At 65.6% G+C, this 19,858-nt stretch carries 22 protein-coding genes and 1 tRNA gene; 6 read left to right on the top strand and 17 right to left on the bottom strand.

Annotated elements, in window-relative coordinates; genetic code table 11:
• Nucleotides 1-110: 110 nt before the first annotated feature.
• The 3 genes from hrpB to CAF53_RS04065 are packed head-to-tail and all read right to left on the bottom strand — an operon-like array spanning nt 111 to nt 4,467.
• Complete coding sequence (gene hrpB / locus CAF53_RS04075; protein WP_100237403.1) at nt 111-2,564, bottom strand: ATP-dependent helicase HrpB; 2,454 nt, start codon at nt 2,562-2,564, stop codon at nt 111-113.
• 39 nt (nt 2,565-2,603) lie between these two features.
• Nucleotides 2,604-3,383, bottom strand: coding sequence for a TSUP family transporter (locus CAF53_RS04070; protein WP_046764707.1), 780 nt, complete (start codon nt 3,381-3,383; stop codon nt 2,604-2,606).
• 55 nt (nt 3,384-3,438) lie between these two features.
• A complete protein-coding gene (locus CAF53_RS04065) occupies nt 3,439-4,467 on the bottom strand; it encodes a polyprenyl synthetase family protein (protein ID WP_046764924.1) in 1,029 nt (342 codons plus the stop codon).
• Nucleotides 4,468-4,570: 103 nt separating this feature from the next.
• On the opposite strand from CAF53_RS04065, the gene CAF53_RS04060 reads away from it, so the two are divergent.
• Complete coding sequence (locus CAF53_RS04060; RefSeq protein ID WP_046764706.1) at nt 4,571-4,849, top strand: chorismate mutase; 279 nt, start codon at nt 4,571-4,573, stop codon at nt 4,847-4,849.
• Between the two features lie 3 nt (nt 4,850-4,852).
• Here the strand turns inward: CAF53_RS04060 and CAF53_RS04055 are convergent, their stop codons facing one another.
• The 5 genes from CAF53_RS04055 to CAF53_RS04035 all read right to left on the bottom strand — a co-directional run bounded on the left by CAF53_RS04055 (nt 4,853) and on the right by CAF53_RS04035 (nt 9,740).
• Nucleotides 4,853-5,749, bottom strand: coding sequence for a DMT family transporter (locus CAF53_RS04055; protein WP_100238684.1), 897 nt, complete (start codon nt 5,747-5,749; stop codon nt 4,853-4,855).
• Between the two features lie 126 nt (nt 5,750-5,875).
• On the bottom strand, nt 5,876-6,793 hold the full coding sequence (locus CAF53_RS04050) for an NAD(P)-dependent oxidoreductase (RefSeq protein WP_046764704.1): 918 nt from the start codon (nt 6,791-6,793) through the stop codon (nt 5,876-5,878).
• Between the two features lie 3 nt (nt 6,794-6,796).
• A complete protein-coding gene (proB, locus tag CAF53_RS04045; RefSeq protein WP_046764703.1) occupies nt 6,797-7,927 on the bottom strand; it encodes a glutamate 5-kinase in 1,131 nt (376 codons plus the stop codon).
• A 73-nt stretch (nt 7,928-8,000) separates the two neighbouring features.
• Nucleotides 8,001-9,095, bottom strand: a complete 1,095-nt coding sequence (gene obgE / locus CAF53_RS04040; RefSeq protein ID WP_046764702.1) for a GTPase ObgE — start codon at nt 9,093-9,095, stop codon at nt 8,001-8,003.
• Between the two features lie 30 nt (nt 9,096-9,125).
• Nucleotides 9,126-9,740: a TetR family transcriptional regulator gene (locus CAF53_RS04035; protein WP_100237402.1), complete on the bottom strand. Its 615-nt coding sequence runs from the start codon at nt 9,738-9,740 to the stop codon at nt 9,126-9,128.
• An 87-nt stretch (nt 9,741-9,827) separates the two neighbouring features.
• Between CAF53_RS04035 and CAF53_RS04030 the strand changes: the two genes are divergently transcribed.
• Both CAF53_RS04030 and CAF53_RS04025 read left to right on the top strand, forming a co-directional pair.
• Nucleotides 9,828-10,670, top strand: coding sequence for a metal-dependent hydrolase (locus CAF53_RS04030; protein ID WP_100237401.1), 843 nt, complete (start codon nt 9,828-9,830; stop codon nt 10,668-10,670).
• Between the two features lie 32 nt (nt 10,671-10,702).
• Complete coding sequence (locus CAF53_RS04025) at nt 10,703-11,230, top strand: GNAT family N-acetyltransferase (RefSeq protein ID WP_100237400.1); 528 nt, start codon at nt 10,703-10,705, stop codon at nt 11,228-11,230.
• 39 nt (nt 11,231-11,269) lie between these two features.
• Here CAF53_RS04025 and CAF53_RS04020 read toward each other — a convergent pair whose 3' ends face one another.
• From CAF53_RS04020 to rplU, 3 genes are all read right to left on the bottom strand, one after another.
• A complete protein-coding gene (locus CAF53_RS04020) occupies nt 11,270-11,845 on the bottom strand; it encodes a GNAT family N-acetyltransferase (RefSeq protein WP_100237399.1) in 576 nt (191 codons plus the stop codon).
• A 273-nt stretch (nt 11,846-12,118) separates the two neighbouring features.
• Nucleotides 12,119-12,388, bottom strand: coding sequence for a 50S ribosomal protein L27 (gene rpmA / locus CAF53_RS04015; RefSeq protein ID WP_007683600.1), 270 nt, complete (start codon nt 12,386-12,388; stop codon nt 12,119-12,121).
• Nucleotides 12,389-12,416: 28 nt separating this feature from the next.
• Nucleotides 12,417-12,713 (bottom strand): 50S ribosomal protein L21, encoded by a 297-nt coding sequence (gene rplU, locus CAF53_RS04010; protein WP_007683601.1) that lies wholly within the window; start codon nt 12,711-12,713, stop codon nt 12,417-12,419.
• 246 nt (nt 12,714-12,959) lie between these two features.
• On the opposite strand from rplU, the gene CAF53_RS04005 reads away from it, so the two are divergent.
• The 3 genes from CAF53_RS04005 to ybaL are packed head-to-tail and all read left to right on the top strand — an operon-like array spanning nt 12,960 to nt 15,244.
• The gene (locus CAF53_RS04005; RefSeq protein ID WP_046764697.1) at nt 12,960-13,361 is read left to right on the top strand and encodes a hypothetical protein; all 402 of its coding nucleotides are present in this window, start codon (nt 12,960-12,962) and stop codon (nt 13,359-13,361) included.
• Nucleotides 13,362-13,418: 57 nt separating this feature from the next.
• Nucleotides 13,419-13,559 carry a hypothetical protein gene (locus CAF53_RS27485; protein WP_197707360.1) on the top strand — a complete coding sequence of 47 codons (141 nt, stop codon included), beginning with the start codon at nt 13,419-13,421 and terminating at the stop codon, nt 13,557-13,559.
• A 59-nt stretch (nt 13,560-13,618) separates the two neighbouring features.
• Nucleotides 13,619-15,244, top strand: a complete 1,626-nt coding sequence (gene ybaL / locus CAF53_RS04000) for a YbaL family putative K(+) efflux transporter (protein ID WP_046764696.1) — start codon at nt 13,619-13,621, stop codon at nt 15,242-15,244.
• A gap of 144 nt (nt 15,245-15,388) precedes the next feature.
• Here ybaL and CAF53_RS03995 read toward each other — a convergent pair whose 3' ends face one another.
• From CAF53_RS03995 to CAF53_RS03970, 6 genes are all read right to left on the bottom strand, one after another.
• The gene (locus tag CAF53_RS03995) at nt 15,389-17,134 is read right to left on the bottom strand and encodes a DEAD/DEAH box helicase (RefSeq protein WP_046764695.1); all 1,746 of its coding nucleotides are present in this window, start codon (nt 17,132-17,134) and stop codon (nt 15,389-15,391) included.
• A 292-nt stretch (nt 17,135-17,426) separates the two neighbouring features.
• Complete coding sequence (rplA, locus tag CAF53_RS03990) at nt 17,427-18,125, bottom strand: 50S ribosomal protein L1 (protein WP_046764694.1); 699 nt, start codon at nt 18,123-18,125, stop codon at nt 17,427-17,429.
• A gap of 4 nt (nt 18,126-18,129) precedes the next feature.
• Nucleotides 18,130-18,561: a 50S ribosomal protein L11 gene (rplK, locus tag CAF53_RS03985; RefSeq protein ID WP_007709087.1), complete on the bottom strand. Its 432-nt coding sequence runs from the start codon at nt 18,559-18,561 to the stop codon at nt 18,130-18,132.
• A gap of 191 nt (nt 18,562-18,752) precedes the next feature.
• Nucleotides 18,753-19,289, bottom strand: a complete 537-nt coding sequence (nusG, locus tag CAF53_RS03980; RefSeq protein WP_037451561.1) for a transcription termination/antitermination protein NusG — start codon at nt 19,287-19,289, stop codon at nt 18,753-18,755.
• A 106-nt stretch (nt 19,290-19,395) separates the two neighbouring features.
• On the bottom strand, nt 19,396-19,602 hold the full coding sequence (secE, locus tag CAF53_RS03975; protein ID WP_046764693.1) for a preprotein translocase subunit SecE: 207 nt from the start codon (nt 19,600-19,602) through the stop codon (nt 19,396-19,398).
• 170 nt (nt 19,603-19,772) lie between these two features.
• A tRNA-Trp gene (locus tag CAF53_RS03970) sits at nt 19,773-19,848 on the bottom strand.
• Nucleotides 19,849-19,858 lie beyond the last annotated feature (10 nt).

Here is a 19,858-nt window from a genome sequence, read left to right as displayed (position 1 = left end):
ACTCCTGAGGGAATTTGGTGCTGCGTTGCACCAGCGGGCGCGCGGAAGTCAAGGCTTGCCCTTGGCAATTCCTTGTTCGCCGGGATTTCCGAGCCGCAAAATAGTCTATTTTACTTGAAATCCCTCTCGGCCCGTTTCGTGCGCAAAGTGGCGCTGGCCGCCGCCGGATCGTCGGGCCAGGGATGCCTCGGATAGCGCCCCCGCATCTCCTTGGCCACCGCGCTCCAACTCCCCGACCAGAAGCCGGGCAGGTCGCGCGTTGTCTGGATCGGGCGGCCGGCGGGCGAGGTGAGGGAGAGGACCAGCGGAATGCGCCGGCTTCCCACCACCGGATGTTCGCTGAGGCCGAACAGCGCCTGCACACGCAGTTCGACGCGCGGCCCGCCTTCGGCGGCATAGTCGATTTCATGGCTACTGCCGGCGGGTGAACGGAAATCGGGCGGCGCGAGCCGGTCGATCTGCTGCTTGCCGTCCCAGCCGATCAGCCCTTCCAGCACCCCGGAAAGCTGTGACCGGTCGATGTCGGAGAGGTGGCGCCTGCCTTGCAGCAGCGGCGGCAGCCATTCGTCCAGCGTCTCCATCAGCGCGGCGTCGGACAGGGCCGTCACCCCGGCGAATTCCGCGCGCATCCTGAGTGATCGCGCCGCGTCCGACCAGGGGAGCAGGTCCAGTCCGCCCTGCCGTATCCCTTCGGTCAGGGCGGCCGCCACCGCATCCGGATCGGGCCGGTCGTCGGAGCCGGAGGAGAGCCTTACCGCACCCAGACGACGTTCGCGCAGTGCCTCGATCCCGCCATTGGCGGCACGGAAGCGGACGGTTCGGTGCTCGGAGATGCGGGCGCCGAACAGGGCGACGACCTCCGCCTCGCTGATCGGCGCGGCGGACAGGATGCGGGCACCGGCGGCGGTGCCCTGGACCTCCCCGACCGCAAGCCATGTCTCCCGTGCCAGCGGGCTGAGCGGATCGAGCCGGAAACCGCGCCCGCCGACGCTGGCCCAGTCTGCACCATCGGCCGAGCGGCGCTTGGACAGGCGATCGGGGAAGGCGAGGGCGAGGCAAATCCCCGTCGCATGGTCGGTGGCCGTTGCAGGAGAACCCGCCTTGACCAGCCTCGACCACCGTCTGGCTAGGCCCCGCGCTGCATCGGCACGCTTCCCGCTTTCCCGTCGCCAGCGTATCCGCCGTTGCGACAGGTCGGTGTCCTGCCCGCCAATGCCGCGCTCGCCCAGCAGCATGGCGACTTCCGCCGCGGCTTGCGCCAACCCCATTTCGCCGGCCCGCACCAGCATATGGCCGATGCGCGGCTCCAGCGGCAGGCTCGCCAGCGCCCTGCCATGCGCGGTGATCCGCCCGTCCGCATCCAGCGCCTCCAGCACCGTCAGTCTTTTGCGCGCCTCCGCCACCGCAGCGGCCGGTGGCGGGTCCAGCCATCGCAGGTCTGCCGGATCATTCACCCCCCAGAGCGCGCAGTCGAGGATCAGGCTGGAAAGATCGCTCTCCAACATCTCCGGCGGGTCGAAGGGCGGCATCCCCGCCGTTGCCGCCGCTTCCCACAGGCGATAGGCGACGCCAGGCCGCTGGCGCGCAGCACGACCTGCCCGCTGCGTCGCCGCTGCCTGGCTCGCCCGCTCGGTCACTAGGCGGGTCACGCCCGCTGCCCGGTCGTAGCGTGGCCGCCGGGCCAGCCCGCTGTCGACCACGATCCGCACGCCGTCGATGGTCAGGCTGGTTTCCGCGATGGAAGTGGCAAGGATGACTTTCCGCCGTCCCTCCCGCGAAGGCCGGATTGCCGCCCGCTGCGCCGGCGGGTCGAGCGATCCGTGCAGCTTGTGCACCTCCACGGCCGCGTCCTCCAGTCGCTCGGCGGTTCGCTCGATCTCCGCCACGCCGGGTAGAAAGGCGAGCAGATCGCCCTCGGCCTCCTCGCCCAGCGCCCGGCGGATGGTCGCGGCCATCTCATCTTCGATCCGCTTTTCCGCCGCGCGCCCGACATGGCGCAGTTCCAGCGGCTGGATGCGGCCCTCGCTCTCCACGACCGGAGCGCCGTCCAACAGCGCGGCAAAGCGCGCGCCATCCAGCGTAGCCGACATGGGTATGATGCGCAGGTCCGGCCGCAGCGCGCCTTGGGCATCAAGGGCCAGGGCCAAGCCGAAATCGCTGTCCAGGCTGCGCTCATGCACTTCGTCGAAGAGGACAGCGGACACGCCCGAAAGCTCGGGATCATCCTGAATCCGCCGGACGAAAATGCCTTCCGTCAGTACTAGCAGCCTTGTGGCCCCGGATGCCTTTGTGTCCATCCGCGTCGCATAGCCGACCGTGCCGCCGACATCCTCGCCCATCAGTTCGGCGATCCGTTCCGCCGCTGCCCGCGCCGCCAGCCGCCGGGGGGAGAGCAACAGGATCTGGCCCGTGCACCAGGGCTCGTGCAGCAGGGCAGGGGCCACGGCGGTCGTTTTGCCCGCGCCCGGCGGCGCGACCAGCACCGCATTGCTCCTTTCGCGCAAGGCGGCGAGAAGGTCGGGCAGTACGGCGTGGATCGGCAGAGGGATGGGCAGAGCGGTCATTGCTGTCCCTCTCGCGCCATTCCCGGCCGAGCGCAAGGATCAGCCGAACAGCAACGCGTGAATCGGGTTTTTGGGGTCCAGCAGCATCTTGGCCGTCAGCGTCAGCGACAGGATGATCAGCAGCGGACGGATCAACCGGCTGCCGAAGCGCATCGCGAGGCGCGATCCGATCTGCCCGCCGGTGATGCTGCCCACCGCCATCGCGAGGCCGACGATCCAGATCACATGCCCGCCCGCGATCATGGTGAGCAGTCCGGCGAGGTTGCTGGCGAAATTCGCCGCCTTGGTCTGCGCCGTGGCGCGCACGAGGCCGAGGCCGCCGAGCGCGACGAAGATGGTGGTGTAGAAGGCGCCCGCGCCTGGTCCGAAAAAGCCGTCGTAAAAGCCGATGATGCCGACCAGCAGGCTGAGGACGACGATACCGACACGCTGGTGCCGGTCCATTTCACTGATCCGGGGCGAAAAGGTGAAATAGGCCGCGAGTGCGATCAGCAATGCGGGCATCAGGCCCGCCAATATCGAAGGGTCGACCCGCTGCAACAGCCAGGCGCCACCGATCGAGCCGCTGAAGGCGGCGACCACCGGCCATTTATAGGTCTTGAGGTCCATATGTCCGGCGCGCGCATAGGCGATGCAGGCGCCGAATGTCCCGAGCGCGGATTGCAGCTTGTTGGTCGCGACCGCGGGCACGGGCGGAATACCGGCGGCGAGCAGGGCAGGCAATGCGATCAAGCCGCCACCGCCCGCCATCGCATCGATACATCCCGCCATCAGCGCGGCGGCCATCAGGAAGGCGATGGTTTCAGGGGAAGGGATCATGCGGTGCAGGGCAAGTCGGATTTTGCCTTTTCAAACGATCCCGCCCGCAAAACCCTCAATAGGCCCGTGCAATGGCGAATTCGACCGCTTCTGTGAGCGCCGCTTTCGCCTTGCCATTGTCGAACATGCCCAGCGCATCGATCGCGCGCTGGCCATAGTGGCGGGCGCGGGCGAGGGTGTCGGCGATCGCACCCGTCCTGCGCAGCAGGCCTGTGGCATGGGTGAGGTCCTCGTCGCTGACCCGGTTGCCTGCGATCGCGGCCTTCCAGAAGGCACGATCCTCCTCCGAGCCCCGCGCATAGGCGAGGATCACGGGCAGCGTCACCTTGCCATCGCGGAAATCGTCGCCGGCGTCCTTGCCCATGGTCGCGCCGTCCGATTCATAGTCGATGGCGTCGTCGATGAGCTGGAAGGCGATGCCGAGGTTGCGGCCGTAGACGTCGAGCGCCTGCTCCTCCGTCTCGTTGCGGTCGGCGACCACGGCGGAAATGCGGCAGGCGGCGGCGAACAGGGCTGCCGTCTTCGCGCCGATGATGTCGAGATATTGTTCCTCGCTGGTATCGATCTTGCGCTGCGCGGTGAGCTGGTTGACCTCGCCCTCCGCGATCACGGCCGAGGCGTTGGAAAGGATCTTCAGCACCTTCAACGACTCCGCCTCGACCATCAGCTCGAAGGAGCGGGAGAAGAGGAAATCGCCCACGAGAACGCTGGCGCTGTTGCCCCAGATGATATTGGCGGTCTTGCGGCCTCGGCGCAGCCCCGATCCGTCGACCACATCGTCATGCAGCAGCGTGGCGGTGTGGATGAATTCGACCGCGGCGGCCAGCTTGTAGTGGCGCGACCCGGCATAGCCGACCAGATCGGCGCAGGCGAGGGTCAGCATCGGCCGCATCCGCTTGCCGCCGCCCGCGATCAGGTGGCCGGCCAGTTCGGGGATCAGCGGAATGCGCGACTGCATCCGGTCCAGAATGACCGCATTCACCTGGTTCATCCCCTCGGCGACCAGCGCCATCATGGGGGTGAGCGAAGGCGCGCTGCTGGCGCGGCCGATGGGGTGGACATTGCCGGTGGCGGATGCTGTCATGACAAGCGCCATGTGGCGGGCCCAAATGCTAAAGGCAAGCGGGAATAGCTTGCGCGAATGCCCGGAAATGGCAAAAAGCGCGCGAATTGACCGGAGGACCAGAGTGGACGAGACTTTGAAGCGCTATCGCGAGAGTATCGACAATATCGACGCGGCGCTCGTCTTCATGCTGGCCGAGCGGTTCAAGATCACCCAGGCCGTGGGGGAGCATAAGGCGACCCATGACCTGCCGCCCGCCGATCCGGGGCGCGAGGAGCGGCAGATCGCGCGCCTGCGTCAATTGGCCACCGACGCCAATCTGGACCCTGACTTCACCGAGAAATTCCTGCGCTTCATCATCGACGAGGTGATCCGCCATCATGAGCGTCTGCGCGAGGGCTGAGCGTCAGGCCGGTTCGGCAATTTCCTGATGGGGTGAGGGCCGGGTCGACCGCCCCAGCATCACCCCGCCCAGAGCCAGTGCGAAGCCGACAAGCTGGACCGGCCCCAGTCTCTCCCCGAACAGCAGCCAGGCTTCCGTGGCGGCGAGTGGCGGGACCAGCAGCAGCAGCATCGACATGCGCGTCGGTCCCTGGTGCCGCACCAGCCAGACCAGCAGCGATAGTCCCGCGACCGACAGCCCCAGAACGGCCCAACCGAGGCCGATCCAAAGGACGGGGTTCCCGTCCCAGCGATAATCGCCGACGATCAATGTCGCCGTCAGCGCCACCAGCGCGCCGCCCGCATTCTGCACCGCGCCGGAAATCGCGATGCCATCGCCCGCAATCGCGCCGCGCTGGATCAGCGTTCCTGCCGCCATGCCCAGCACCGCGGCAATCCCGGCCAGCGCGGGCCAGATGGTGATCGATCCGATGCCGGATCGCTCGATTGCCGGAAACAGTACGCAGCCGACGCCGATGATCGCGATCGCCAGGCCTCCCCAGGCGCGGCCCGGCAGCCGGTCGTCCAGAAAGGCGACGCTCGCCACCGCCACCATCAGCGGCTGAAGTGCGCCCAGCAGCGCCATGATCCCGGCGGGCATGCCATTGTTCACCGCCCACCAGCTCAGCGTCAGGTAGAAACCGTGCAGCATCGCGCCCGCTGCCAGATGCAGTCCCAACCGCCGCCCACGGGGCAAGGCCTGTCGTGCGTAGACTGCCGCGCCGAAGAGCAGCAGCGTCGTCAGGGTCAGCCGTATCGCCAGGATCAGCTCGGGCGCGGCATGCGGCACCAGAGCACGCGCGACGATGAAGCCGGTGGACCAGATCAGAACGAAGAGGGCGGAGGCCAGGGCGACAATCATGCCCGCGCCCATGGCCTATCGGCAACGGCCTGTCGAGTTTCGAGCAGGTCTGGCGCGGATGTGCCGCGGTGCGCCGCTTGCGGATATGCCATGCCCGTCACCCATCCCAAGCGGCGGGTGTCAGTCCTACAACCATCCCTTCGCGCGATAGGCCTCCGCCGTGGCTTTCAGCCCTTCCTCGGTCGGCACCTTGGGCACCCACAGCTTCTTGGGCGGCTGCTTGCGCTTCTTCACCACCCAGTCCGGATGGCAGAAATAGCTCACCCGATCGAGGGTCAGCTTGGCCTTCTTCCCGCGCACGATCCGGTCCAGCCGCGCGCCCATGCCCAGTGCCCAGGCCGGCGTTGCGAAGGTCCGCACCGGCCGCCCGACCGCGCGCCCGATCGCCTGCGCGAAATCGAGATGATCCCAGCCGCTCGGCGTACCGTCGTCCACCTCATAGACATGGGTCAGGCTCCTCATGTCCTTCTCGACCGCGAGCGTCAGGAACAGCCGCGCCAGATCGCTCACCTCGATCACCGAGAGCCGTCCGCCCGGCGGCATCAGCATGATGCCGCGCCTGGCCATGCGGAACAGTTCCAGCATCTCCCGGTCGCCTGGGCCGTAAATGGCGGGCGGCCGGATGATGGTCCAGTCGAGCCCGCTGGCCTTCACATGGCGTTCGGCCAGTTCCTTCGACCAGCCATAGTCCGACAGCTCCGGTTCCCGCGCCGAGAGTGAGGAGACATGGATCAGCCGTTTGACCCCACGCTGTCGCATGGCGTCGACCACGGCCATGGTGCCGCGCGCATTACCGGTCTCGAACCCCTCGCGGTCCGATGCGTTCACCACGCCCGCGATATGGATCACCACATCGGCGTCGCGCACCAGCGTGTTGAGTGCCGCCCGGTCCTCCAGCGCGCCTGGCACCCATTTGAGGTGCGCGCGCGGCGGTTGCGCCCGGCGGGTGATGGCGGAGACATGATGTCCCGCCGCCAAGGCCTGATTCAATGTCTCGGCGCCGACGAAACCCGTCGCGCCCGTCATGGCGATGCGCAGGGACATGGATCAGACCATCGCCATATGGTCGCGATGGACCAGCACGGAACGGGGGAGGTGCCCCAGCAAGGCGGCGATATCCTCGCTGCGCTTGCCCGCGATCCGCGCCGCTTCCTCGCTGTCATATTCGATCAGGCCGCGCGCGATCACCCGTCCGTCTTCCGCCAATATGTCGACCACATCGCCGCGCGCGAAAATCCCCTCGATCCGCGCCACGCCAGCAGGCAGCAGGCTGTTGCCGCGCCCCAATGCCGCCTCGGCCCCGGCATCGACGACAATGCGCCCGCGCACGGTCAGCCGCCCGGCGAGCCAGCCCTTGCGCGCGCCCTTGGCCTGCGCGGCGAGGAAGATCGAACCTTTGCCACCGTTCGCCCAGTGCGACAGCGGCGAATCCACTTTGCCGGAGATGATCGCCAGATGCGCGCCAGCCCCCGTGGCGATGCGCGCCGCCTCGATCTTGGAGGTCATGCCCCCCGATCCCATGCCGGAGGCGGAGCCGCCGTCCGCCATCCCGGCAATGCGCGCGTCGATGCGCTCGATTGTCTCTATCAGCATGGCGTCCGCATCGACATGTGGATTGGCGCTGTAAAGCCCGTCGACGTCCGACAGCAGCACAACTGCGTCAGCCCGTGCCGCCTGTCCGATACGCGCCGCCAGCCGGTCGTTGTCGCCGAAGCGGATCTCCGCCGTGGCGACGCTGTCATTCTCATTCACCACCGGCACGACGTCGAGCGCCATCAACCGCTCCAGCGTCGCGGAGGCGTTGAGATAGCGCCGCCGGTTCTCCAGATCGTCCAGCGTCACCAGCATCTGCGCGGCGGTGATGCCCTTTTCGTGCAGCAGGCTGGCCCAGCATTGCGACAGCGCGATCTGGCCCGTCGCGGCGGCGGCCTGCGCGTCCTCCAGCGAACCGCGTCCGCCCTTGGGCAGCTTCAATCGCCGTGCGCCCAGAGCGATCGCGCCGGAAGATACGATGATGATCTGCTGCCCCGCCTGTTTGCGGGCCGCGACGTCGGCCACCAGCGTGCGCAGCCAGGCCTCACGCACCTGCCCCTGCGGGTCGACCAGCAGCGCAGACCCGATCTTGATGACCAGGCGGCGGATTTGAGACGGCGGGAAACCGGAGAGGGAAGGGGTCATCGAGCTTGTCCTCCCCTCCCGTTCAGGGAGGGGTTGGGGGAGGGGGCGGGCGAAGCGGGTCTGGGGTGCCGGTTCAGAGCGGCGACCACGGCCCGCCGCCTTCCTCGCCCGCCTCATCCTCCTCATCTTCGACGGGCTGGTCGAGCAGCGGCAATACCGCGTCGAGCAAAGCCGGTACGCCCTCGCCCGTCGCGCCGGAGATGATGAACACATCCTCCACGCCAGCTTCTTCCCGAAGCTGTCCGGCAATGTCGTCCATCAGTTCCTGCCCCAGCAGGTCGCCCTTGTTGAGCGCCACGATCTGCGGTTTTTCGTCCAGCCCGCCGCCATAGGCCGCCAGCTCGTCCTGCACGATGCGGAACTGTTCGACCGGATCGTCGCCGGTCGCGTCGATCAGATGCAGCAGCACTCGGCAGCGTTCGATATGCCCCAGGAAACGGTCGCCGATCCCTGCGCCCTCGGCCGCGCCCTCGATCAGGCCCGGAATATCCGCCAACACGAATTCCCGGTCGCGATGCAGCACCACGCCAAGCTGCGGCTTGGTGGTGGTGAAAGCATAAGCGCCGACCTTCGCCTTGGTGTTCGTGACCTGGTTGATGAGGGTCGACTTGCCCGCATTGGGCATGCCGACCAAGCCGACATCGGCCAGCAGTTTCAGCCGCAGCCACACCCACATTTCCTGCCCCGGCCAGCCCGTGCCATGCTGGCGCGGGGCGCGGTTGGTGCTCGTCTTGTAGGACAGGTTGCCGCGCCCGCCGTCGCCGCCGCGCAGGAACACCATGCGCTGCCCGACCTCGGTGAAGTCGGCGAGCAGTTCCTGCTCATACTCCATGGCGCCGTCCTCATCCTCGGTCCCGTCAATGGGCGTGGGGTCGGACAGGATCTGCGTGCCCACGGGCACCTTGATGACGAGATCCTCGCCACCTGCGCCATAGCGGTTCTTGCCCATGCCGGGCATGCCGCGCTGCGCCTTGAAATGCTGGGTGTAGCGGAAGTCGATCAGGGTGTTCAGCCCCGCCACCGCCTCGAATATGATGTCCCCGCCCTTGCCGCCATTGCCGCCGTCCGGGCCGCCATATTCGACATATTTTTCGCGTCGGAAACTGACCGCGCCGGGACCGCCCCAGCCGGACTTGATGTAAATCTTCGCTTGATCCAGAAAATGCATCGCGCGCCCATAGCGCTTTATGCGGTGGAATTAAACCGTGTGCGCCGCAAAAGCCGCTGCTTCTTCCACCAGCGCCGAAACCAGCCTCCGCGTGGCGATGTCCCGCGCCTTTTCGCGCGGCAATCCCAGCGCCGCCGCCATCGGTCCACCCACCTGCGAATCGCCCAGCGCCAGCAACACCAGCATCAGTGTATTTTCCCGGATCAGCTCGCCCAAATGAGGGGAGAGCGCGGTCGCGGCGAGCTTGTCCACCAGCCTGTGGATCGCGTCCACCACCGGATCGAGCGCATCCTCATTGCCCGATGCCAGCATCCAGCTCGCCAGCGCGCCCGCGCCGTCCCGGTCGAAGGCGTCGAAGGTCATGTCGACGATCCGGCGCGGTTCCACCTCGCCGCGCCGCGCCGCATCCACAGCGTCCCCGATCGTCGCCGTGATCGTTTCGCCCAGATGAGCGGCCAGCGCCTTCTGCAATCCCGCCGCCGACCCGAAATGGTGCAGCAGATTGGCATGGGTCCGCTCGATCCGCGCCGCCACGGCCTTCAGCGTCACCGCCTGCGGCCCCGCCTCGATCAGCAGCAGCCGCGCGGCTTCGAGCGCGACGAGGCGACTTTCATCCGGGCGGAGGCGTGTGCGCCTTATTGACATTGATGTAAGTAACTCTTTATTGACCCCGCTGTCAGTAAACGATGCAGGAAGAGCCTGCAATGACGAGTCCGAAATGACGACGCTGCGATGACGACACCGGCCGATCTTGCCATCGTTCCCCGCGACCGCCGCTTCACGCGCGGCGGGCCGGTCGCGCGCCATTGGTTGAACGGCGATCCGGTGGCGACCGCCTTCTTCAACGCGCTCTCGGTCACCTTTCCGCGTGGCGAAGCCTATTTTATCGAGAGCGTGCGAGCCTTTCGCGACGATGTGCCCGATCGGCTGGCGGGGGAGATCGCGGCCTTCATCAGGCAGGAGGTCGTTCATACCCGCGAGCATCTGGCCTTCAACCGGCATGTGACTGATCAGGGTTACGACGTGACCCTGTTGGAAGCGGACGTGATCAAGGTGTTGGACCTCGCCAGGCAGCGTACCCCGATCGTCAGCCTTGCCGCGACCATGGCGCTGGAGCATTTCACCGCCCTTCTGGCCCATGAACTGCTGAGCGATCCGCAATATCTGGCGGGTGCCGATCCCGAAGCGGCGGCGCTTTGGCGCTGGCATGCGGTCGAGGAAATCGAGCATAAGGGCGTCGCCCATGACACCTGGGTCCATGCCACGCGCGGCTGGCATCCGTTCAGGCGCTGGTGGTTGAGATCGCTCATGATGCTGATCGTCACCCGCCATTTCGTGCACCATCGGGCGCGCGGGATGATGATATTGATGCGGCAGGACGGCATTACCGGCGTCCGCGCCTGGGGTGGGCTGCTGCGCTATGCGTTGGTCCGGCCGGGGATATTGCGGCGGGTGGTGCTGCCCTGGCTGGCTTATTTCCTGCCTGGTTTCCACCCGTGGAATGTTGACGACCGTGCGCTGATCGACCGGGCCGACAGCGATTATGCGGATGCACGACTAGCTTCGATGGCTTGACCGGCCAATAAGCGCGGGGCCATAGCTTCGCCATGGCCGATGCCCCGGTTCTTGAAACGGATCGTCTGATCCTGCGCCCGCATCGGGTGGAGGATTTTCCTGCCTGCCGCCTGCTATGGGGAGATCCCGCCGTTGTCCGTCATATCGGCGGCCAGGTGCAGGACGCACAGGCCGTCTGGTTTCGCATGCTACGCTATGCGGGCATGTGGTCGCTGCTGGGCTATGGCATGTGGGCGCTGGAGGATCGGACCACCGGCGCCTTCCTCGGTGAAGCGGGCTTGTTGAGCAGCGCCCGCGGCCTTCCCGAGTTGGAGGGAGTGCCCGAGGCCGGCTGGGTTCTCGCACCGGCGGCATGGGGCGGGGGCTTTGCGGTCGAGGCGATGCAGGCCGTGCTGCATTGGGCGGATCATCATCTCGGCAGCCCCGTTGTCCGCTGCATCATCGAACCGGACAACGCTTCGTCCGTCGCGGTGGCGGGGAAGCTCGGCTTCACATATCTGGCCGAGCGGGTGCTGGGAACGCACCCGATCCGGCTGTTCGAACGCGCCAGAGGCATTTGAGCGGGGAGGCGCCCGTACCGCCTCTCCCGCATGGATCGATCAGGCGGCCAGGGCGGGTCGCGAATCCCCGTAAAGATCCATCGAGGAGTCGGTCACCATGCGCGCTGCCTCTCCTTCTTCGAAGACCAGGCAATCCGCCACGCTGCCCCGGCCAAGGCTGAAGCGTTTTTCGGTCCGTCCGGTGTAGCGGAAGCCGATCTTGCGCAAGACATTGCCGGATGCGGGATTGTCCGCGAAATGGACGGCATGCACATGGCGCACGCCGGACGCCCGCGCCATGTGCATGACGGCCTGGGCCGCTTCCGTCGCAAAACCCAATCCCCAATAGGGACGGGCGATCCAATAGCCCAGTTCGGCCATGCCATCCTTCGCCAGATGGATGCCGCAGCCGCCCACGAGGCGGGGCGCGCCCTTGGTACGGGTGAAGGCGAGCAGGCTGGGCAGGCGCGGGTCCTGTGGCTGAGCGAGAAAGACCTCTGCATCGGTCTGGCTGTACTCGGCCGGCGCATGGGCCAGATTGCGCAGAACGGCGGCGTCGCCGATCGCTTCGGCAAGGGCAGGTGCATCTTCCATCCAGCCGGGCCGCAGCAACAGACGGGGGGTACGGGCGAACATCGACAGTCTCCTGATCTCCGGCGCGCCAATGGCCGCAAAAGGTTACGGCTTGACGACTATATTCTCTGGCTGGGCCCCGTCCGCACGACGCGTGAAACGGGTCCGGGTTCCAGCGATTTGAGGGAAATAGGGGGAAGACGCCGACGAACGGAAAAAGGGGCGCTCCCGGATGGGGCGCCCCTTGTTTCCCTCTAGCTCTGGCGGTTGACCTAAGAGTCTTTCCACCAGGAGGATCGCCCCGATTGCGAGGGACGATCCGTCATCGATCGTCCGTTATTCGGCTGCTTCGGCCATGGCGTCGACCGACACATATTTGCGGCCGAGCTTGCCGGTGTGGAATACCACGCGGCCTTCACCCAGCGCGAACAGCGTGTGGTCCTTGCCCATGCCGACATTGCGGCCCGGATAGACGCGCGTGCCGCGCTGACGAATGATGATGTTGCCGCCGATCACTTCCTGACCGCCGAACTTCTTCACGCCAAGGCGCTTCGATTCCGAATCGCGACCGTTGCGCGACGAACCGCCAGCTTTCTTATGTGCCATGACTCAAACTCCTAGAATGTGCTGCGGCTCAGGCGATCGACACGATCTTGAGGATCGTGTGATTCTGGCGATGGCCATTGCGGCGACGGTAGTTGTGCCGGCGGCGCTTCTTGAAAACGATGACCTTCTCGCCCTTCGCCTGCGCGACGATTTCAGCGGCAACGGTCAGCTTGGCTGCGTCCTTCACGTCGCTGCCTTCACCGGCGAACAGGACGTCGTCCAGGGTCACCTTGTCACCGGCCTCACCGGCCAGCTTCTCGACGACGATCTTGTCTCCGGCGGCGACGCGATACTGCTTGCCGCCCGTGCGCACGACTGCGAACATGGCTCTTCTCTTCTCGTTCAAATCTGCTTTACGCAGATCGTCGAGGGACTATGCCCTGTTGGACCCGCGCGGGAATGTGGCCCGCTACTGGAATGACTCGCTTCTGTCAACCGGCAAGAGCATTTTCAGATTGGCGGCAAAGCCGTCATTCGGTTCGAAAATGCGACCATCATCCGACCCGCTTTCAGGGCTGGTTTTTGGCCCTGATCGTTCCTATCTTCGATTGCGGAAGGGATATTATCACGCATGAGGCCGGTGCCATACAGGAATGAAGCGACGCAGGGCAGCCTGCTCTTCATCCTGTCGCTGTGGCTTTCGCTCGGCGTCGCCTTGTTGAGTGCCCTGGCGCCTTTGGGGCCTCCTTCCAGCCTATGGGCCGGCTCCGCGTTCAATCCGGCGACCACCAGTGTCGTGTTGAAGGCGCGCGCTCACGCCAATCCGACCGTCGTGGGAGCGGCGGAGCCGGATGGCGTTGGGCGGGCGCCTCTATTGGCGCCCGCCGCGATCTGGATGCTGCCGGTCATGGCGTTGCTGCCGGGGCTCGTGTCGGCGTTGCTCGCCCTTCGATTCCCTGCTCCGTTCCTGTCCTTCCCGTCTTTCCATCTGTTTTCCCGTCCGCGTGCCCGTGCGCCGCCTGCCTTTTCCTGACGCATTGCCTTCAGGCGGTCTTGTCGGGACCGTCACCAAGGAAAAAGGAATTTCCTCATGACCCGCAGAAGATCGCGACGCGGCAAGGACGGATCGTCCCGGCGCCGCCCGCCCTGGTGGTTCATGCCCGCCGTCATGGCAGGACTGGGCGCGGCCGGTGCGCTGCTGTCGGCGGCCGTGCTGGCTGTCGCTGAATGAAAATATGATAAGCTGCCGGTGGCGCACATACCCCACCGGCGGCCAGGGAAAGACACTCCATGCCCCATCACACGCCCCTGATCGGAACGATCGTCGCGGGCCTTGTCGTTGCCTTCATCATGGGCGCCATCGCCCATCGCCTGAAATTGTCACCGCTTGTCGGCTATCTGGTTGCCGGCATCATCGTCGGCCCTTTCACGCCCGGATTCGTCGCCAATGCCGGACTGGCCAATGAACTGGCGGAGATCGGCGTCATATTGCTGATGTTCGGCGTCGGCCTGCATTTCTCCTTGCGCGACCTGCTGTCCGTCAAGAATATCGCCGTGCCCGGCGCCATCGGTCAGATCGCGGTCGCGACGCTGATGGGCATGGGGCTGGCGCATTATATGGGCTGGCCACTGATGGGAGGGCTGGTCTTCGGCCTCGCACTCTCGGTCGCAAGCACGGTCGTGCTGCTGCGCGCGCTGCAAGGCGCAAATCTTGTGGAAACCCGGCGGGGAAGAATCGCGGTCGGCTGGCTGATCGTCGAGGATCTGGTGATGGTCCTTGCGCTGGTGCTGCTGCCCGCATTGGCCGGCGTGATGAACAATGCCGATGCATCGGGCGGCGCGGCGGCCTTGCTCGCGCCGTTGTTCAGCACCATGTTGAAGGTCGCGGGCTTTGTCGCACTGATGTTGGTGGTCGGGCGCCGGGTCATCCCCTGGGCGCTGCACTGGGTCGTCCATAGCGGCTCGCGCGAGCTGTTCCGCCTTGCCGTGCTGGCCATTGCGTTGGGCGTGGCCTTCGGCGCCGCGGTGGCGTTCGACGTGTCCTTCGCGTTGGGCGCCTTCTTTGCCGGGATGATCCTGGGGGAAACGCCGCTCAGCCGCCGGGCTACGGAGGAAACGCTGCCGCTGCGGGATGCCTTCGCTGTGCTCTTCTTCGTTTCCGTCGGCATGCTGTTCAATCCGTCGGTGCTGGTCGAACAGCCGCTTCCCCTGCTCGCCACGGTGGCGATCATCATCGTCGGCAAGTCGATCGCGGCCTTCGCCATCGTCCGCGCCTTTGGGCATCCCGGCGACACTGCGCTGACCATCGCCGCTAGCCTGGCACAGATCGGCGAGTTTTCCTTCATCCTTGCTTCATTGGGTACGGGACTGGGCGTCCTGCCTGCCGAGGCGCGCGACCTCATCCTGGCTGGGGCGATCGTATCGATCCTTCTCAATCCGCTGATCTTCTCTGTTATCGTGCGTGGCAACAAGCGGGAAGAGGAAGCGGAAAAGGCGCCCGAACAGCCGCGCATGGGCCATGTCATCCTTGTCGGCTATGGTCGGGTGGGCAAGCTGATCGGCGAGCGCCTGACGGAACGCAAGGTGCATTTCGTGGTGATGGAGGCCGATTCCGACCGCGCCGAGGAAGCCGAGGAGGCGGGCCTGTCGGTTGTGCGCGGCAGCGCATTGGAGGACCGCCATTTGCTCGCCGCCGGTATTTGTGAAGCCCGCCGCATGCTGATCGCCGTGCCGGAGGGGTTCGAAGGCGGCGCCATTCATGAACATGCGCGCCATCTGAACCCCAACCTTCAGGTCATCGCCCGCGCCCATTCGGACGCGGAGGTCGTGCATCTGGAAGGGCTGGGCGTGCCCCATGTCGTCATGGGCGAACGGGAACTGGCGGCTAAGATGCTGACCCTGTGCGGGGCGGGGTAGAGTGATTGCGAGTGGAATCGAACGTCCCACGGCTCGGAAATTACGGCAAACAAAGGAAATCAGAGCATGTACCGATTCAATCCAATCGGAACATGCTCTGCTTCGGAGGAAGGGCCGCTCCGTTGAAGAGCGGCCCTCCTGATATTATCGGGCCTTGCGCGGTCCGCCCCGCTTGGGGCCGCCCTTGAACGGGCGCGGGCTGTGCGCGGGTGGGCGGGGGCCGCGATCGCCATTGGGTCGTCCCTTGCCGCGCGGGCCTTCGCGGCGATTTTCGCGGGCGGCTTCGCGTGGCGTGCCTTCGACCTGTTCGAAGGCGATGTCGGCGCCCTCGTCGTTGGCCTCGCCGGTCCGCTTAACCGATCCGATGAAGCGCGATACGATGGCGCTGGGGATTTCGAACAAAGTCTCATTGGCGGCGATGCGGATCGCGCCGATGTCCTGCCGCGACACATGGCCGCGACGGCAGATCAGCGGGAGTATCCAGCGCGGATCGGCGTTCTGACGGCGGCCGATGTCCATGCGGAACCAGACCGTGTCCTCGAAGCCGGGACGCGGTCCATCGCGGCGTTGCGGCGCCTCACTGGCGTCCAGCAGTTCCTCGGGCGCGGGGAGGGCGGAGCGGGCGCTCTTCACCAGCATCGCGGCGATTTCCTTGGCGGACTTTGCCTCCAGTAGCTCCGCGCCCAATGCCCAGTCCTGCTCGTCCAGTTCGGCGCGCTCCATCAGTTTCTCGCGCAGGCGCGCATTGTCCTGCTGCTGGATCGCTTCCTTGCTCGGCGGGGTGCCCCATTCGACGGGAATCTTCGCCCCGCGCAGCATGGATTCGACCCGGCGGCGGCGCGGATAGGGGACGATCAGCACGGCCGTACCCTTCTTGCCCGCGCGCCCGGTACGGCCCGATCGATGTTGCATGGTTTCGGCGTCGCGCGGCAGTTCGACATGGACGACCAGGCTGAGATTGGGGAGGTCAATGCCGCGCGCGGCGACGTCGGTGGCGACACAGACCCGTGCCCGGCGGTCGCGCAGCGCTTGCAGGGCGTGGTTGCGCTCATTCTGGCTATGCTCGCCCGACAGCGCCACCGCCGCGAAGCCGCGTTCGGTGAGGCTGGCATGGAGGTGGCGGACATTGTCGCGGGTGGCGCAGAAGAGGATCGCCGTTTCCGCCTCATGATAGCGCAGCAGGTTGACCACGGCGTTTTCGATGTCGGCGGGGGCGACCGTCACCGCCTGATAGCTGATGTCGCCATGGCCACGCTCGTCGCTGACCGTGGAGATGCGCAGCGCGTCCTTCTGATAGCGCTTGGCGAGCGACACGATGGGTTTGGGCATGGTGGCAGAGAAGAGCAGGGTGCGCCGTTCCTCCGGCGCGCCGTCGAGAATTTCTTCCAGATCCTCGCGGAAGCCCATGTCGAGCATTTCGTCGGCTTCGTCCAGCACCACGGTCCTGAGGCCGGAGAGGTCGAGCGCGCCGCGTTCCAGATGGTCGCGCAGGCGGCCCGGCGTGCCGACGACGATATGCGCGCCGTGGGAAAGTGCCCGGCGTTCCTTGGCGGCGTCCATGCCGCCGACGCAGGTGGCGATGCGGGCGCGGGCTTCGCCATAGAGCCATTCCAGTTCACGGGCGACTTGCAGCGCCAGTTCGCGGGTCGGTGCGATGGCGAGGGCCAGCGGCAGGCCGGGGGCGGGGAGGCGGTTGCCCTCGCCGAGCAATTCCTTCGCCATGGCGAGGCCGAAGGCGACGGTCTTGCCCGATCCGGTCTGGGCCGAGACGATCAGGTCGCGCCCTTCGGCGTCCGGTTGGGTGACTTCGGCCTGGACGGGGGTCAGGCTTTCATAGCCTTTTCGCGTCAGCGCGTCGGAGAGGAGGGTAGGGAGATGTTCGAAAGACATTATATTTTCCATCGGTGAAGCGACCCGCCATTCCCGACGGATACATGATGACCTGTCGCTCTCCGGAGGCGTGCCGGAGCCGGGGCGCAAGGTCACGCGCCCCGAAGTTCACACCGTTGCTGAGGTATCCCCGACGGTGTTGGGAAATGCCGTGCTCCTGCGAAGGCAGGAGCCCAGTTCAGAGCATCGAACTGGGCTCCTGCCTTCGCAGGAGCACGGCATAACATAAAAAGCGAAAGCCTCCTTCCCCGCGTGGAGGAAGGAGGCTCCCCTATCAGTTTAATCCGTCAGGTCAGACCGAAGCGACTTCCGCGACGTCGACCTTCACGCCCGGGCCCATCGAGGACGACAGGGCGATCTTGCGGACATATTTGCCCTTCGAACCCGACGGCTTCGCCTTGACGATCGCGTCGACGAACGCGTCGAAATTCTTGCGCAGGTCGGCAGCCGAGAAGCTCGCCTTGCCGAGACCGGCGTGGATGATGCCGGCCTTTTCGACGCGGAATTCGATCTGGCCGCCCTTGGCGGCCTTCACGGCTTCGGCGACGTTCGGGGTGACGGTGCCCAGCTTCGGGTTCGGCATCAGGCCCTTGGGACCCAGAACCTTGCCCAGACGGCCGACCAGACCCATCATGTCGGGGGTGGCGATCACGCGCTGGAAGTCGATATTGCCGGCCTGGATCGATTCCAGCAGGTCTTCAGCGCCCACCACGTCGGCGCCAGCGGCGGTCGCGGCTTCAGCCTTGTCGCCACGGGCGAACACGGCGACGCGGACGTCCTTGCCGGTGCCGGCGGGCAGGGTGACGACGCCACGGACCATCTGGTCGGCGTGACGCGGATCGACGCCCAGGTTGATCGCGATCTCGACGCTTTCGTCGAACTTGGCGGTCGCGTGGGTCTTGATCAGGCCCAGCGCCTCATCGACGCCGTGCAGCTTGTCCTTGTCAACGGCAGCGGCCAGGACCTTGGCCTTCTTCGTCAGCTTTGCCATGGTCTTAGCCCTCCACCACTTCGAGGCCCATCGCGCGAGCGGAGCCTTCGATGATCTTCGTCGCCGCGTCGATGTCGTTCGCGTTCAGGTCAACCATCTTGGCCTGGGCGATCTCGGCGAGCTGGGCGCGGGTGATCTTGCCGGCGACGACCTTGCCGGGTTCCTTGGAACCCGACTTCAGGTTGACGGCCTTCTTGATCAGGTAGGTGGCGGGCGGCTGCTTCGTGACGAAGCTGAACGAACGGTCCGCATAGACGGTGATGATGGTCGGCAGCGGGGTGCCCTTTTCCATCTTTTCCGTCGAGGCGTTGAACGCCTTGCAGAATTCCATGATGTTCACACCGCGCTGACCCAGCGCCGGACCGATCGGCGGCGAGGGGTTGGCGGCTCCAGCGGGCACCTGGAGCTTGATATAGCCCGTAATCTTCTTGGCCATTGTCACTCACTCTGTTGCTGGACGTGTCCGAAGACGCGCCCGGTTCAAGTTTAGCGGTATTGACGGCGGACTTAAAATCCGCCTCCCGCACTAGCTCCCCTGAACGTCATCCCAGCGGAAGCTGGGATCTCAGGCCGCAAGGGAACGGCCTGAGGCACGAGATCCCAGCTTCCGCTGGGATGACGTGAAAATTACTTCGAAAGTTCGACCTGTTCGAAGTCCAGTTCGACCGGTGTGGCGCGGCCGAAGATCGACACGGACACCTTGACCCGGTTCTTTTCGAAATCCAGTTCTTCGACCGTGCCGTTGAAGCTGGCGAAGGGGCCGTCCAGCACCTTGACGCTGTCGCCGATCTCGTAATCGACGCTGACCTTGTGCTTGGGCGCGGCCTCGGCTTCCTTCTGGGCGCCGAAATAGCGGGCGGCGTCCGCCTCGCTGATCGCCTGCGGCTTGCCGGAGCTGCCCAGGAAACCCGTCACCTTGGGCGTGTTCTTGACCAGGTGGTAGATGTCGTCGTTCATCGCCAGCTTGGCGAGGACGTAGCCCGGCATGAACTTGCGTTCGACCTGCACCTTCTTGCCGCGCTTCACCTCGGTCACGGTCTCGGTGGGGACTTCCACCTGCTCGACCAGTTGGGAGAGGCCCATGCGCTCGGCTTCGGACAGGATCGATTCCTTGACCTTGTTCTCGAAGCCCGAATAGGCGTGGATGATGTACCAGCGCGCCATGTTACCGTCTCAAACTCCCGATCTTAGCGATTTACTTGAAAATCGCGGCAATCAATAAACCAAGCGATTTACTGGGAAATCGCGGCAATCAAAAAAACTCGGCCTGTCAGGCCTGCCCCGCCGCGATGCTCAGCAACCACTGAACGACCGCGCCGAAGAAGGTGTCGATGCCGAAGAAGAACAGGCCCAGCAGCGAGGTCATGATGACGACCATCACGCCGGTCATGATCGTTTCGCGGCCGGTGGGCCACACGATCTTCTTCGCCTCGGTCTGCACCTGATTGACGAATTCGCCCGGAGAAACCTTCGCCATCGCCTGTACCAAATCCTTCGAACAAACACCAAAGCGCGAAGCAACAGTCCGCCCTCCCGATCCCGCCCTGTCTGGCGTCCGGGGGTGCGGCCGCGCTTCGCGACCCATATTTCTTCAAGCGCACTTAGCCGCGAAACCCTGTGAATACAAGGCTTCGCGGCCAGTTCGCTTGGCAGGAGTGGAGGGACTCGAACCCCCGGCATTCGGTTTTGGAGACCGACGCTCTACCAGCTGAGCTACACTCCTGCACTGGCCG

The organism is Sphingobium sp. LB126 (assembly GCF_002795205.1).
In the GTDB taxonomy this organism is placed as follows: Bacteria; Pseudomonadota; Alphaproteobacteria; order Sphingomonadales; family Sphingomonadaceae; genus Sphingobium; species Sphingobium chungbukense.
Note: the sequence above shows the minus strand (reverse complement) of the source record. Positions and strands in the feature narration are given on the sequence as shown.

Excerpts from the sequence above, each read along its gene's own strand:
- secE (WP_046764693.1), bottom strand. The coding sequence starts at position 19,602 with ATGGCGAAGGTTTCTCCGGGCGAATTCGTCAATCAGGTGCAGACCGAG.
- ybaL (WP_046764696.1), top strand. The coding sequence starts at position 13,619 with ATGCCCCATCACACGCCCCTGATCGGAACGATCGTCGCGGGCCTTGTC.
- rplK (WP_007709087.1), bottom strand. The coding sequence starts at position 18,561 with ATGGCCAAGAAGATTACGGGCTATATCAAGCTCCAGGTGCCCGCTGGA.
- CAF53_RS04020 (WP_100237399.1), bottom strand. The coding sequence starts at position 11,845 with ATGTTCGCCCGTACCCCCCGTCTGTTGCTGCGGCCCGGCTGGATGGAA.
- nusG (WP_037451561.1), bottom strand. The coding sequence starts at position 19,289 with ATGGCGCGCTGGTACATCATCCACGCCTATTCGGGCTTCGAGAACAAG.
- CAF53_RS04055 (WP_100238684.1), bottom strand. The coding sequence starts at position 5,749 with ATGATTGTCGCCCTGGCCTCCGCCCTCTTCGTTCTGATCTGGTCCACC.
- hrpB (WP_100237403.1), bottom strand. The coding sequence starts at position 2,564 with ATGACCGCTCTGCCCATCCCTCTGCCGATCCACGCCGTACTGCCCGAC.
- rplU (WP_007683601.1), bottom strand. The coding sequence starts at position 12,713 with ATGTTCGCAGTCGTGCGCACGGGCGGCAAGCAGTATCGCGTCGCCGCC.
- obgE (WP_046764702.1), bottom strand. The coding sequence starts at position 9,095 with ATGCATTTTCTGGATCAAGCGAAGATTTACATCAAGTCCGGCTGGGGC.
- proB (WP_046764703.1), bottom strand. The coding sequence starts at position 7,927 with ATGACCCCTTCCCTCTCCGGTTTCCCGCCGTCTCAAATCCGCCGCCTG.
- CAF53_RS04035 (WP_100237402.1), bottom strand. The coding sequence starts at position 9,740 with ATGTCAATAAGGCGCACACGCCTCCGCCCGGATGAAAGTCGCCTCGTC.
- CAF53_RS04050 (WP_046764704.1), bottom strand. The coding sequence starts at position 6,793 with ATGTCCCTGCGCATCGCCATGACGGGCGCGACGGGTTTCGTCGGCGCC.
- CAF53_RS04030 (WP_100237401.1), top strand. The coding sequence starts at position 9,828 with ATGACGACACCGGCCGATCTTGCCATCGTTCCCCGCGACCGCCGCTTC.
- rpmA (WP_007683600.1), bottom strand. The coding sequence starts at position 12,388 with ATGGCACATAAGAAAGCTGGCGGTTCGTCGCGCAACGGTCGCGATTCG.
- CAF53_RS27485 (WP_197707360.1), top strand. The coding sequence starts at position 13,419 with ATGACCCGCAGAAGATCGCGACGCGGCAAGGACGGATCGTCCCGGCGC.
- CAF53_RS03995 (WP_046764695.1), bottom strand. The coding sequence starts at position 17,134 with ATGTCTTTCGAACATCTCCCTACCCTCCTCTCCGACGCGCTGACGCGA.
- rplA (WP_046764694.1), bottom strand. The coding sequence starts at position 18,125 with ATGGCAAAGCTGACGAAGAAGGCCAAGGTCCTGGCCGCTGCCGTTGAC.
- CAF53_RS04005 (WP_046764697.1), top strand. The coding sequence starts at position 12,960 with ATGAGGCCGGTGCCATACAGGAATGAAGCGACGCAGGGCAGCCTGCTC.
- CAF53_RS04065 (WP_046764924.1), bottom strand. The coding sequence starts at position 4,467 with ATGACAGCATCCGCCACCGGCAATGTCCACCCCATCGGCCGCGCCAGC.
- CAF53_RS04025 (WP_100237400.1), top strand. The coding sequence starts at position 10,703 with ATGGCCGATGCCCCGGTTCTTGAAACGGATCGTCTGATCCTGCGCCCG.
- CAF53_RS04070 (WP_046764707.1), bottom strand. The coding sequence starts at position 3,383 with ATGATCCCTTCCCCTGAAACCATCGCCTTCCTGATGGCCGCCGCGCTG.